General features: G+C 60.2%; 3 protein-coding genes. All 3 read left to right on the top strand.

The window, feature by feature from the left end; translation table 11 throughout:
* Positions 1–84 precede the first annotated feature (84 nt).
* The 3 genes from CZ203_RS09035 (at position 85) to CZ203_RS09045 (ending at position 15,069) form a co-directional block, all read left to right on the top strand.
* Positions 85–483: a response regulator gene (locus CZ203_RS09035; RefSeq protein ID WP_087065779.1), complete on the top strand. Its 399-nt coding sequence runs from the start codon at positions 85–87 to the stop codon at positions 481–483.
* On the top strand, positions 480–13,244 hold the full coding sequence (locus CZ203_RS09040; RefSeq protein ID WP_143436184.1) for a YDG domain-containing protein: 12,765 nt from the start codon (positions 480–482) through the stop codon (positions 13,242–13,244). The genes CZ203_RS09035 and CZ203_RS09040 overlap by 4 nt, the downstream gene beginning before the upstream one ends.
* Before the next feature lie 157 nt (positions 13,245–13,401).
* Positions 13,402–15,069: a diguanylate cyclase gene (locus CZ203_RS09045; RefSeq protein WP_087065781.1), complete on the top strand. Its 1,668-nt coding sequence runs from the start codon at positions 13,402–13,404 to the stop codon at positions 15,067–15,069.
* Positions 15,070–15,256 lie beyond the last annotated feature (187 nt).

Consider the following 15,256-nt stretch of genomic DNA (forward strand, 5'->3'; position numbering starts at 1 on the left):
TGGATTCCCTAGGGGATTCTTTCGCAATGGGGCGCCCCCATGCGAAAGCCTGTTCTGACCACAGAAAGGAGAGTTTGATGCGTTATGACGATCCTGGCGGTGGACACGCACCCCGAGGGGCTTACCGGGCTGGCCGATAAGCTGCGGGAAGTTTTTCCCAAAGAGAAAGTCGTGGATTTCAGCGTTCCCGCCTTGGCCGTGCAGTACAGCTTCCGCGCAGAGGTAAGCATGGTGTTTACGCGTGTGAATATGAAGCGGCTGAGCGGGCTCCGGGTGGCGCAGGGCGTGCGGTTCTATCGGCCCCATGCGAAAGTCTTTCTCGTGACGGACGAAAAAACGCCTAGGGGCGTTTTTAAACAAAAGGGGATCAACGGGTTCCTGCCTTACCCCGTTACCGCCGCCGCGATCCGGGCAGCGGTTGGCGCGGCGGGTAAAGCCGGGCTGGAAGAGGATGCAAAAAGGGAAGTTGAGGGATGGATATGAGAAAGAGGGAACGTAATTCCTCGGGAAAACGGGTGGTATCCTTTTGGGTTGCCCTGATGATGCTTGGCACTTGCTTGCCATTCCCGGCCATGGCGGCGGAGGGCTCCATCGAAATCCAGGCGTTTGAGCCGCTGGCGGAGACGGCGGCGGAACAGAGGGTGCCGCTGGGCACGCTGCAGGAGGATCTCCTTCTGCCGGAGACGCTCACGGCATATGTGGCCACACCGGCGGCGCCTGTGCCGCCTCCCGTAGTGGAGGAAGAAAACCCGGCTGGAAGCGAACCGGGAGAAGGCGCACCTGCAGAAAGCGCACCCACAGAAGCCAAACCTGTGGAGACCGAGCCTGCGGAGACCGACGGCACTTTGCCTCCGGCACCGGGTGACGGGGGCATAAAGGCCGTTCCCATCGTGGCGGGTTGGCGGGCGTCCCCCGCTTATGACCCGGATACGGCTGGAACGTATGTTTTCACGGCAATATTGCCGCAAGAGTATACTCTTGCAGAAGGCATTACCATGCCTTCCGTTACAATCATCGTTGAAGACCGGGACATCGTTTCTGGCGGTCAGGACGTTACCGCCGAAGGGCAGGACGTCGTTTCTGGAGGCCAACGCGCCCTAACCCTGACCCAAACGGTGGATGATATGGAAATCACCCTGACGGCGCAGGCAGGCGTGTTCCCGGCGGACGCCAGATTGCGCGTAGAAAAAATTATAGAAACACAAAAAATCGAGCAGATTGAAACGGCCATCCAGACCGCGCTGGACGCTTCTGCGCCCGCCCCGCTGGACGGGGATAGTGAAGAGGCTGCCAAGCCCAAGCTCCTGGAAACTGTGACCTTTGACATCAAGGTAATGGGTTTGGACGCCGAGGGCAGGGAGGTGGAATTGCAGCCAACCCTGCCCGAAGGGATGACTGCGGCCGAGGCCGTCGCCGTCAGCTTCCGTAATATTGAACTCCCGGCGGCGGGCGGCGGGCAGACAATGGAAGTCTACCATGTGGAGGACGACCTTTCCGCCGCTGAACCGGTAGCGGCGGAGGTAAAAGCGGACGAGGGTGAAATCACCATAACTCCCGCGCACTTCTCCCTCTATACGCTGGCACAGGTAAACGCTGCCGCGCCGGCTGCGGAAAGCGTTGTCCTGGACTTTACCAGGGGCGCCGGCGGTTGGAACTATGGCGCGGCTTTTGGGGGCACAAACACCAATTCATCCAGCCCGGAAATGGGCTGGGCATGGTACGGCACCGCGGCGGACGGCTATAGCGCCAAAACCCTGGTGCTGAGCGGCCTTACTTTTACTACCACCAATGACAATGCAATTATTCTGCCCAAGGGTTCCACCGTCGTGCTGGCGGACGGCTCGGACAACCGCGTGGTCTCGGGGACAACCGCGATCCGTATCGCGGGAGAGCAGGGCGGCACGCTGACCTTTAAGGGCGGCTCCGGCAAGCTGTACGCCGAGGCGAGAAGCAACGGGATTTATGTCGGCACAACGACCGGTGGTTCCAGCTCCATTATCAATATTGAAGGCGGGCATATCACGGCAATTGCAACCGCCGGGAATGGGCGGGGCGTTTACGCCTATAAGAATATTGCCAGCACCAGTATCTACGCCTCCGTCAACATTAAGGGTGGCACGCTGTATGCCAGCGGCAGTTTTGCGCAGGGCTGGAGCAGCGATGTAGCAAAATCCGGCGGGGCGGTGGTTGCCGGCAGTGGAAACAGCGGCATTACCCTGGGCGGCAACATGCGCGCCGTCGGCTCTGCCAGCGAGAACGCTTCAATCTTCTCGCTTGAAGAGGTGGCGATCTTTAAGCATTATGCCGGCGGCAATACCAGCGACGTCCACAATAACCTCTCCTGCTTCAAGGTGACAGACGGCACGCCGGCCATGGCCTCACCCAACGCGGACACCGTCTATGTCTATCAGGTGCAGGGCTTTACGCTGGACTTCACCGCCGCGCAGGGCGCATGGACATACGGTAAAGCATTCGGCGGCACGGGTGCGAACACCGACGCGCTGAACGAGGCGGGCTGGGCATGGTACGGCACAGCCGGGGACGGTTACGATGCAAACACCCTTGTTATGGACGGGCTTTTCTTTGAAACCGGTTCGGCCATGGCGATGAAGCTTCCGGCCAACGCTACCGTTGTGGTAAAGGGCGAAAACAGGGTGGCGTCCCAGTACGCCAGCAATACCAGCCATACGCAGGGGATCTATGGCGGCAGCAGCACCGGCGAGAGCAACATCACCTTCCGGGGGGACGGCAGCCTGTATGTCAGGGGCGGCCAGGGAATGGCCGGCAGCGACGGCGGCTATAACACAACCGGCTTACAGATTGCGGGCACGCTTACCCTGAAGGAAAACGTCTCCATTACCGCCGCAAGCGGCACGGTCCGTTCGATCACGGTAAGTTCATTTACCTATGGCGTGGACTGTAAAGGCCTAATTTTGCAGGATAACGCCACGCTGGCCGCCAAGTCTGAGGACAGCGGATACCTCTCCACCGCGGTCATGATCGGCGCAATGGGCGGCGAAATCAGCGGCGGGAAGCTGACCGCCATTGCGGGCAACGCGACCTATGCAAGCGCGGCGCAGAGCGGCTCGTACGGCATCCGGATGCTCAATGGCGGCGATCTGGCCATCACCGGCGGTATCGTGACCGCCACCGCGGGCAACGCGGCGGGCGTTGGGGCAAGCGGGGGAATCGAGAAGCGCGCCTCATCCCACGGCATCAGCCAGGGGGTCGGAAACCTGACCATCACCGGCGGCGTTGTGACCGCCACGGCGGGTGATGTCACAGGCACACAGAACACTAGCCTCGACGGATACAGCCTCGGAATCCTGGCTTCGGCCACTGGCAAGACCGCTGTTATCGGCGGGGACGCGGTGGTCAAGGCGACTAGCGGAAAAGTGACCAGCAAGGATGGGGTCTCTTACGGGCTTTATATGGTTACCCTGAACATCGGGGACACCGCGCGGGTGGAGATCGCCGCCAAAAGCGGCAAGCAGGTCATGGGGCTGCGCGGCAATTCCCTGACGATTTCGGGAAACCCCACGGTGACGGTGAGCTCCGAAGGCACGAGCGGCAATTACACCCGCGGCATCAACCTGGCGAATAATCTGACCGTTTCCGGCGGTGCGCTGAACGTAACCGCTACGGGCAGCCACGCAACCAGCGATTCCACCGGCATCCATGTGGGCAACGGCGGGGATGCCGACGCCATCAAGATTTCCGGCGGCAGGGTCACAGTGAACTGCAACGGAGGCGCCGGGGGCGGCAAGGGTATTTACGCCTACTATAAAACGCAGATGCGCGTGACCGGCGGGATCGTCTATGCCACCGGCAACACGACGGCCATCCGCGCGGATACTACTACCGGCGGCCACACGGCAAGTATCACCCTGAACGGGATGACCGCCAAAGGCTCCCCCACCTATAACACGGCGGAGGCGTCCCTGAATAATACCGCGACGCTGAGCGGCGGTACGCAGTTCGTGGCAAACGGTACAGAACAGAAGACCGTAAAGATCACTCCCGCGACGCAGACTTTTACGCTGGACTTTACCAAGAGTGCGAACGCCTGGAACTACGGCGTACCCTTCGGCGGCACGGCCGTCAACTCGTCCAGCACGGATAAGGGCTGGGCGTGGTACGGTGCGGGCGGCGGCACCTATGCCGCCAAAACGCTGGTGCTGGACGGCCTGGACTTTACCACCTCGGCGGCTACGGCGATTACAGTGCCGGACGGGACGACCGTCGTGCTGAAAAACAGCAATCGGGCGACCAGCATTTATAGCGGCACGATCAACACCCACGGCGTCCACTGTGACGGCTCCCTGACCATCAAGGGCAGCGGCAGCCTGGAGGTGCAGGGCGGCTCCGTAACGAGTTACGTCGACTATTACAGTATCGGCATTTATACCAAGAAAACGCTGACCATCGCGGAGACGGCAAACGTCACCGCCAAATGCTCCGCCGCCAGCCGCATGGCCCGGGGCGTGCAATGCGGCTTACAATCAACCACCGACGCCGATAGCTACAAGGGCATGCTGGTAGTGGAGCGCGGGGCGACGCTGACCGCCGACGCCAGCGCTTCCTCCAATTACGGTTCCTACCTCTACGGCGTCGTGATCTTCGCGCAGAGCGCAAAAGTGGGAGCCAGCGTGATTTCCGGTACGGTCACCGCGAAAAGCGGCAACGCTCCGGCGGATAAAATGTCCTGCTCCTACGCCTTTTACGCCGGCAGCGATCTGACGATCGACGGCGGCAGGGTCACCGCCACGGCGGGCAATACCAGCCATACCGGACAATACTCCTGCAGCAGCGACGGCATTTGTGTGGGCGGCGCCCTGACCATTCAGGGCGACAGCGTGGTGGCCGCCACCGGCGGCAACATCCCCACCGCCCAAACCAACGATACCGGCTATGGGATCGTCTGCGGCAGAGCGATAACCATCCGCGACGGCGCGCGGGTGACGGCGAAGAGCACCGACGCAAGCAGCGGCTACGGAATCCACTCCACCACGAATTCGATTACGGTCGCCCTCAACGGAAACGGGCAGATCGACTGCACCGCTGTTACCATGGCGATTTCCACCGCCTCGGACGGCGGCATAATGAACCTCGACGGCATGGAGCTGAAAGGCTCCACCGCATACAACGCCGCCGAAAGCGCGCTGACCGACGCCTCCCTGCGGTCATCCGACAAGAAAACCATTGTCGCCGGCACAGCCGGTACTGGCACTGCGGTCAAAACCGCGCGGATCATCGGCACGGGCAGCCCCACGGCGCAGGGCATTAAGTTCTATCGGGCGGGCTACAACAGCGATGACGCGCTGATTTTGGAGACGACGGCCATCAGCTACTATAAGAAGCTCTCGTCCGACCTCTACGGCAGCGCCTATGGCGGCTACTACCGCACAGCCGCCAACAGTGGGAACTGGGCGCCGCTCCTTTTCTCCAACCGGGAGACGGCGGTGCAGGTCATTGGCATCAAGGAGGACGGCACCTCGGTGAGTAATCCGCAGGCCAACACAGGCGCGAAAACGATGGAATACGGCGGCCAGGCCTACTACTACTCGACTGACGAGGCCGCGGTTCCCGCCGCCAACGCCGTCCTCGGCCCCGAGGACGGGGCATACCTGGGCGTACACGCCGATTCCAAAGCGGCGGCGAACGACCTACTGACGAAAATCCCGCAGTATACCATCACCTATGATGCAGGCGGAGGCAGCGGCGCGACGCTGCCCACCGGCCATAAAAAGCTGGCTGGCCTGCCCTTCACCATCCCAGCCGTGACGGGCCTTGCCAAGGCTGGCGTTTCCCTCACCGGCTGGATGGATCAGGACGGCCACGCCTATGACTTGGGCGGAGCGATTACAGCGGATAAAGACCTCACGCTCACCGCCCAGTACGACACCAACAAGGTGACGGTTACGCTGAACCAAAACGGGGGCACCTCCGGCACGGCGTCGGTTCTGGCGACCGCGGGGCAGATGATGCCCGCCCTCGGCGCCCTGCCGCTGAAGGAGAACTGCACCTTCGCGGGATACTATGACGCCGGCGGCGTACAGTATTATGACCAAAACGGCGCCCCGCTCCGCATCTATCCACTGTCGGGCGGCCCTGCCAAGCTCACCGCAAGATGGGCCAGCGGCGAGGGCATCTTCGCCGGGCGGTACAGCCAGTACCAGGTGTTCGACTGCCACCGTACCCCGGCCTATCCCAGCGCCGGCCAGTCCTTCCGGGTGTTCCAGTTCGCCAACCCCTTTACCGACAGCGGCTTGGTCAAAAACGGGAGCAAGGTTACGATCGGCCAGATGTCAAGCGCCCAGATCAGCGGCAAGATTTTCTACTTTAAGCCGTCCGGGAACTCCAGCAACCCCTTCATCCTCTGGTTCGCAAGCAGCGTGGAGCAAGCGGATGCGGGAGGCGGCGTCCAGGTCTCCAAGGCGGGCAAAATATACTCGTTGGGGGCGGAGGGTTTCCTCTTCACCTCCACCACCGGAAATGACTACGGCTACTTCATCAGCATGAAGCAGGCATTTAAGCCGGGCGAGGAAATTACATATAAACCTACGAACCCCGGCCCTATCACCCAGGAGGAAGCCGAAAATACCCCCGCAGACCCCACCCCGTGGGAGCCGGATGCGTCGTATACGGTGACCTTCGACAGCAACGGCGCGACCGTGGTAGCCACGCCCAGTAAAATTTCGGTACGTAAGCCGCAAAGCGGCTCCGTCACCCTGGGAAATCTGCCCGCCAGCCCGGCCAGGACGGGATATACCTTTAACGGCTGGTATACGGCAAAGACCGGCGGCAGTAAATTCGACGCCTATCAGACCCCCGTCACGGGGAATATGACGGTTTACGCCCAGTGGGTCAAGGCTACTAACACCACTACCAGCATCTCCCTTTATAAGGATAACGCGGTGTGGACCGGCCAGGCCGTTAAGGTGCAGCCGGTGGATGCCTCCGGCAATCTGACGGACGCCCCGATTTCCACCACTTACGCTAGCAGGACCAAGACCTATAATACCGCCAGCGGCGCGGTCAGCGCGCCGGGGAGCTACGCGGTGCTGCTAGGCGGAACCGATACCGGCGTGCGCTTCACCCATACGGCCAATGCGGGCGACGATGTGGAAGTTATGTTTTACAGCGTGGCGTACAAGGCCAACGGCGGCACGTGCAGCTTCCCCGCCGGTTCTGTGGCACGGAAGGGAAGCACCTACAACGTCCTATTCACCCCAGCGCCAGCCAAGGACGGCTATACCTTCGTGGGCTGGACAGACCGCCCCGCCGCGCAGCAGCCGGCGGCAAACGACGGCTTCCGGCTCTATGAACAGGGCGGTGGTTTTACATCGCTGGAAATAGCCGGCACTACGACATTGATCGCGGTGTTTAAACAGCCCGCGCCCACCGTGGGCGACAGCACGGAGGACTTCACCGTTACCCAGCCCGACACGGTGGACGGTATGGGCAGCATCACTTTGAACACAGGGCATGGCGATCCCGGCGATTACGAGTATTCCACCGACGGCGGGCTTACCTGGAACCCCTGGCCGGACGGCGGCACGCTGGAAGCCGGGCAGGGCGCCAACGTCCAAATCCGGCGGCCTGCAATAGGCAGCGACCTCATGAGTGATTCCGTGGTTGTCACTATCAATACCGCCAAGCCGTTTGACAACCTGGTGACGGTCACCGGCTACAAGGGCGTTTATGATGGCAAGGCGCACGGCATCGGGATCCTCAAAGCCGGCGACGCCTCCGACGCCACGGTCACCTTCTATGCAGATGATACCTATACGACGGCCATCGCGGAGCCGACAGCCAAAGATGTGACCATCGCCGATGGGGTCGACACACCGCAGACTGTCTATTACGCCGTATCCAAAGATGGCTATGCAACGCGCAAGGGCAGCGCCACGATCTCCATTTCCAAGGCGGAGCTGATCGCCACTTACGCCGGTGAGGTCATCACCTTCGGCCAGAAGCCGCAGCTCCTTGTGACGGTCACCGGATTTGTGGGCGGCGAGACGGCGGAAACTGCCACCGATTACACCGCGCCAACAGTCACATGGCCGCTGAACCGCAATGCCGCCTCCTACCAGAGCGCGGAGTTGACGCCGGCGGGCGGCTCGGCTAAAAACTACAACTTCAAGTATGTGCCCGGCACGCTGATCGTCCAATACGCCAGCATGGCGGGCGGTGTGATTGCCAAGGGCAGCGTGGATACCTATAACGGGAACGCGCACAGCATTTCCGTGACGCTTTCCGGCGACGCGGCAAACGCCCAAATTACCTACAGCACCTCGCAGGATGGGGAATATACTTCGGCAAATCCCGCGTTCAAGGATGCGGGCGTGTATACCGTCTATTACAAGGTGAAAAAAGAGGGCTATCAGGAGATCACCAGCTCCGCACAGGTCGTCATCAACCGGAAGGCGGTCTCGGTGGCCGGCGTTTCGGTTGGTACCAAACCTTACGACGGCAACACCTCCACCGCGAACGGCAGCATCACGCTGGACGGTGTGGTGGGGAACGATGACGTCACCGCCAAGGGTACCATCGTGTTTACCTCCAAGGATGTGGGGAGCAATAAAACAGTGGATGTGACCGGGATCGCCCTGTCGGGCAAGGCGGCGGGAAACTATGTGCTGGACAGCACGACGAAATCCGGCGTAAAGACCGGCGCGGAGATCACCGCCAAGGAGGTGGCGCTGACTTGGGAGAACACAGGCACGAGGACGTATGACGGCAACGCTTCCGACGTGCGGGCGACCGTGACAAGCGGCCTTGTGCCGGGCGACGTGTGCCAGGTAATAGTAGCGGGTGGGGATAAGGTAAACACCGGGACTTATACCGCTACGGCGAGCCTGTCCAACACCAACTATACCATCCAAGGTAATGCGAATACCCAAAGCTATACCATCGAAAAAGCCACGCTGACCGCGACCTATGGCGGCGCGACAGTCATCTATTTAGATACCATTCCTGATGCTGCCAAGACCGTTTCCGTCACCGGCTTTGTAAATGGTGAGACGGCGGCAAGCCTCGGCAACGACTACACAGCACCTACCGTGACGCTACCGGATCTAACGCCCGGTAGTGACGGCACCCCGGCAAAGCAGGATATAACGCCTGCCGACGGCAGCGCGACCAACTATGAGTTTGCCTATGTTGCCGGTACCTTCACCGTCCTCTCCAGGGAGTTTAACGTGGTGGTGGTGAAGGATTACGAGGGCGATTACGACGGAGAGAGCCACACTCTGATCGTTGAGAACAAGGATACCGCCGTGAAGCCCAATGAGATCAAGGTCCAATACAGTATAGACGGCACTAATTGGAGTGAGGAAGTTCCGGCTCGTATCGAGGCCGGCAAGACGGAAGTCCAGTTTAAAGTAAGTGCGAAAGGCTTTGATGAACAGGCCGGTGCCGCCACCATCACCATCCACCCCAAAAAGGTGACGCCCACCATAAGCGCCAGCGCAACCCCCACCCGGATATACGATGGAAGCGTCGACGCTGAGAATCAGGTGAAGCTGGGGCTTACCGGCGTGCTGGATGCCGACAAGGGTTTTGTGACGCTCAACGCGGGCACGGTCGCCTTCGCGGACAAGAACGTAGGCGAGAAAAAATCCGTTACCGCCGGCAGTCTTACCCTCACCGGAACGCAGGAAAAGAACTACGTGCTCGCTGTTACCACGGTCAGCGGCGGGGCGGATTTGGGCGTGGGTATCACGCCCCTGACGGCTACGCTGGACTGGGAAGACGCGGGCATCCGCACCTATGACGGCCAGCCGTCCGATATCACCGCCTCCGTAACCAACTGTGCGGGTTTCGACATTTGCACGGTTACAGTCAGCGGAGGGAAAGAGAAGGACGTGGGCACTCACACGGCGACGGCAACGGCGCTCTCCAACGGGAATTACAGTTTGCCCGACGCCGCGACAAAGGCATATACTATCAATCCAGCCAAGCTGACGGCTCAATTCAAGGACGAAACGGTGGTTTTCGGCAACAAGCCCGCATTGGAAATTGCGGTCACCGGTTTCCAGGGCGGCGAGGACGCCACCAGCGCGGCGGATTACATCGCGCCCACGATCTCCACCGATCCGATCCCGACCAACGTGACTACGCATACCATCAGCCTGACGGGCGGCAGCGCCAAAAACTACACGTTCGAGCTTAAAACCGGCACGCTCACCATCACAAAAGCGGATATGAGCGGCGGCGTGAGCAGCCACGGCTATTCCGGCGTTTATGACGGCAAGAGCCATGGCATCACGGTCAACATCCCCAGCGGCGCGACGGTGACGTATTACACCGATGGGAACCATACAAATTCCAGCAACAACCAGTTTAAAGACGTCACCGATGGCGAAATCACGATCTACTACAAGGTGGAACAGCCCAACTACGCTGACGTCTCCGGCAGTGCGCCCATCGTCATCACGGCCAGGAGGGTCACGCCGTCGCTGCAGGCGGGCACGGCCGGCAGCCGGGAGTATGACGGCAAGCTGGCCACCACCGGCACGCTCGCGCTTTCCGGCGTGGTAACCGGCGAAACGTTGACGGCCAGCGGGAGCGTCGCCTTTACCGACCCCGCGGCGGGCAAGAACAAGACGGTCGACATCACGGATATCACCCTTTCCGGCGGTACGGCGGACAACTACGTCCTGTCCACGAAGGAGCTCAAGGGTGTAGCCACCAACGCGGAGATCAGGCCGAGGGAGGCCGTCCTGACCTGGAGCGGCGACACGGGGCTCGTCTATACCGGAACAGAGAAGAGTGTCAGCGCGGCGGTAAGCAACCTCGTTCCCAACGATTCCTGTGCGGTGACCGTTACCGGCGGGGCGGAGCAGGGCGCGGGCGAGCACATCGCCACCGCCACTGGCCTGGGTAACCCCAACTACAGGCTGCCCGACCCCGCGCCGGCCAAGGTGTACACCATTGCGCCGGCCACCCTGCCGGCCCCGTATAAGGGCGAGACTATCGGGGCCGCCACGTCTCCGAAACTGGAGGTGGAGGTGACCGGCTTTGTAAACGACGAGAGCGCCGCAAACGCAGCGGGATACGCCGCGCCCACCATTACCGGTACCATCCCCACATCTAAGGGGACGCACGAGCTGACCCCATCCGGCGGCGAGGCCGACAACTACACCTTTACCTATGTGGCGGGCACACTCGCCATTACCGATAACCCCATCAATGGCGTCACCGCGAAGGGCTACGAGGGTCTTTACGACCAAAAGATGCACGATGGCGTTACGGTGAGCGGGCTCCAGGAAGGCGATACGGTTCAGTACAGCACGGGCGAAGGGGAGAACTGGACGAGCGATATCCCCCAGGTCGGCCCGGTGGGAGACACACCCATTCAGGTCAAGGTCACGCGGCCGGGCTTTGAGGAGCTGGTGCTGAAGGTGACCGCCAGCGTCAAATCCGCGCCCATCATCCAGCTTGATAAACCGCTGTTCGATAAAACGGACTTGCAAAAAGTCACCTTGGGCGGCAGCGTACAGCAGGGCGGCTATCCCATCGCCTCCCAGGGCTTTGCGTACCGCAAGGCGGGGGATACGGTTTGGACGCCCTTGAATCCTGGCACGGCTGGTAGTGGTAAAACCACTTACAGGCAAACGGTGAACGGCCTGGCGGCAGGCGCCGAATATGAGGTGCGGCTGACCGCCACGGACGTGGCGGGCAACACGGCCAGTGAAACGCTCCTCTTTAAGACCCAGCCCAAGAATCCGCCCACCGGCGCCATCGAGGGCTCTGTGGAAGATCCGGATAAGGATGCGGTCATAACGGTTACCATTGAGATGGGCAATGTCATTGTGGCCAGCCAAGGCGGCCTTCACTCCGGGCAGCATTTTACATTCACGGGCCTGGAGGACGGCGAGTACAATCTGGTCGCTACCGACGGGACGCACAAAGTGACCCGGATGGTGACCGTCAAGGACGGCGGGACCACTAAGCTGGAGGTTGTCCGGGTAGGCACCAAGCAGAGCGTGGTCAAGGTCGAGGGCGACGCGCCCCCGGTGGCCGTGGATAAGCTGGATGACCTGTTCCACACGGATCTCTACACCAAAAACAATGCGGCGCAGGCGGCAATCAACGGCAGCGGCACGGTGGAAATCAGGCTGACCGCTGCGGAGGCCAAAGCAACGGCGGAGATTACAAAAATCAAGGAAAAGGCTGCCGATAAGGCGCAAGGGCTGTTGGTCGATCTATCCGTCAGCATGATTATCACGCCGAAGGACGCCCTGAGCACGGTCGAGCCTGTGCCGGTGACGGAAGAACTGCTGAAGATCGCCATCCCGCTTCCTGATGAGGCGCAAGGCAAAAGCGGCTATCAGCTGTTCCGCTATCACGACGGGCAGGTAGATGAACTGCGGCAAATCGCAGCCAGCGACACGCCCGCGGTTGAGAGCTTTTATGTAAGCGGGCGTTACGCCTATGTATTTGCGCGGAAGTTCTCCACCTATGCGATCTATTATGATACGTATACGGGCGGCGGGCACAGTTCCGGCAACCACACTTCAAATAAGAAGCCGCAGGATAAAACCGATCCCATTGCCACCCCAGGTGCGACCGGCGCGGATCAGTGGCTGAACGTCCAGGAGCATATGGCTTACATTGAAGGCCGCTCCGACGGCTTGGTGCATCCCGAAGACAACATCACCCGGGCGGAGGTCGCCATGATTTTCTACCGGCTGCTCCGGGACGATGTGCGCGCCAAATATGAGGCCTCCAGCAACAGTTTCCCGGATGTGGCGGCGTCCGACTGGTATAACGAGGCCGTCTCCACCCTGACGCGCGCCGGCATCATCGCCGGGCGGACGGACGGCACCTTTGGTGCGGATTTGCCCATTACCCGGGCGGAATTTGCCGCCATCGCTTCCCGGTTCGCCAGCGAGCCTTATACCGGCGGCGACCTGTTCCGTGATACGGCCAACCATTGGGCAAGGGATGATATCAACCGCGCGGCCTCCTATGGCTGGGTCAACGGCGCCGGGGATGGGGCTTTTGCCCCGGACCGAACCATCACCCGTGCCGAGGCCATTGTGATCATCAACCGTGTGCTTGGGCGACAGCCAGGATCGGAGGAAGATTTATTGCCCGGCATGAAGGCATGGCCGGACAACGCCGACCCGGGACAATGGTACTATCTGGCCATCCAGGAGGCCACGAACAGCCACAGCTTTGAGCGAAAGAAAAATAGTATTTATGAAACCTGGACAGGGCTTGCAAACAAATGAGACGCGCGCCCTGTGATGCGGAGGGGGCTATGGCCCCCTTTCGCTCCAAGCCCATCTTCCTTTCAAGGTGGGTTTGGAGCGAAAAGCATTTCTATGGGAACCGGCTGTTGCGGGAAGCAAGGGCGGTAATTCATATCACAACTGTGAGGTGTACTCTATGAGATCGATACAAACAAAGTTTATCGCATTGATCCTGAGCTGTGTCCTGCTCTCCGCGGGGGTGATCGGCGGCGCAGGCATCTTGAACGCCCAGCGGGTGGTCGATGGGGATTCCGCCAGGGTCATGAACCTCCTGTGCGAGGGGAAGGCGCTGGAACTGGATGCGCTCTTATCCCGGATTGAGCAGTCGGTAAAGACGTTATCGGTCTATACGCTAGATGAGCTGGAAAGCATGGATCGCCTGAAAACCGATCCCGGTTATGTCGGCCGGTACACACAGAAACTGGAATCGGTGGCGGTAAACGCGGCGAATAATACGGAAGGCGCGCTGGCCGTCTATGTCCGTTTCAATCCGGAATTCACCCCGCCGACTTCCGGCCTCCTGTGGAGCAAAACGGAGCGCAGCGGCAGCTTCCAGCAGCTTACGCCGACCGACCTTTCCAGTTTTAGCCCCTCGGATACCGAGCATGTGGGTTGGTATTACATCCCCGTAAAAAATGGCCAGGCCATGTGGATGGAGCCATACTACAATCAGAATCTCAATGTGCAGATGATCTCCTACGTCATCCCGCTCTATCGGCAAGGCGAAACCGTGGGTGTGGTAGGGATGGATATTAATTTTGACGTGATCGAGCGGATGCTCGAGGGGATCCGGATTTATGACAGCGGCTATGCGTTCCTTGCTGATAACCAGGGCGTCATCATGTACCATCAAGACCTTGCAATGGGGACGGCTATGGGCAGTGTGGACAAAAGCCTGCGCCCGCTGGTGGAGGAGTTGGGGAATGGGACTTCCGGCAGCACCCTGTATTCCTATGAGGGGAGCGGGGTGAAAAAGGAGCTGGCATTCCGCACCCTGCGGAATGGGATGCATCTGGCCGTCACCGCGCCTGTAAACGAGATCAATTCCGGCCGCAACCGCCTTATCCTGCAAAACTGCGTGGCACTCCTGCTCATCTGCTGCCTCTCCGTGGGGCTCACGGCGGTATTTACCCGGCGGCTCGTCCGCCCGCTGAAGGAGCTCAATACGGCGGCCAAGAAAATCGCCGAAGGCGACCTGTCCGTCACCATCAGCACCCAGACCAAAGACGAAGTGGGCACCCTGGCGGACAGCTTCCAGAAGACCGTGGAGCATTTGCAGCAGTATATCAGCTACATCAACGGCCTGGCCTACCGGGACGCCATGACCGGAGTGAAAAACAAAACCGCATATCAAGAGGCGGAGCGGTTGATGGAGGATCGAATGCGCACTGGCCGCCCGGAATTTGCCGTGGTGGTGCTGGATATTAACGGCCTAAAGTACATCAATGACACCTACGGCCATGACTTCGGCGATATGCTGATCGTGGATGCCTGTCGGCTCATCTGTAAAACGTTCAAGCACAGCCCGGTCTACCGGATCGGCGGGGACGAATTTGCAGTGATCTTGGAAAATGATGACCTGAAAAGCTATCCGGTTCTGTTGGAAGACTTCGAAAAGGGAATGGCTGAACACAATCAGACCGCGCGGCCGGACAGCCACCTTTCCATCGCCCGGGGGATCGCCGTGTATAACTCGCAGTCCGACCTGGTTTTTGCAAACGTGTTCAAGCGGGCGGATGATGCGATGTATCAGAACAAAGCCGCGATAAAAGCACGGGAAAAGCATAGGAGCGAGACCCCGTAAACTATCCCTAAGAAATACCGCAAAGGCCTGCTGCAGAAATACCTGCAACAGGCCTTTCGTGGGATATATGCCGCTTTGGAAGGGGGGGATCAGCCTAAACGCTGCTTACCACCGCAGCGGCAATGCTGGAAATGGCTGCACGGGGGATTCAATCAGGCGGATCCAATACAGAAGCCCAACATGTCAT

Origin of the sequence: Intestinibacillus massiliensis, assembly GCF_900155735.1 — a bacterium.
Classification (GTDB): Bacteria; Bacillota; Clostridia; order Oscillospirales; family Butyricicoccaceae; genus Intestinibacillus; species Intestinibacillus massiliensis.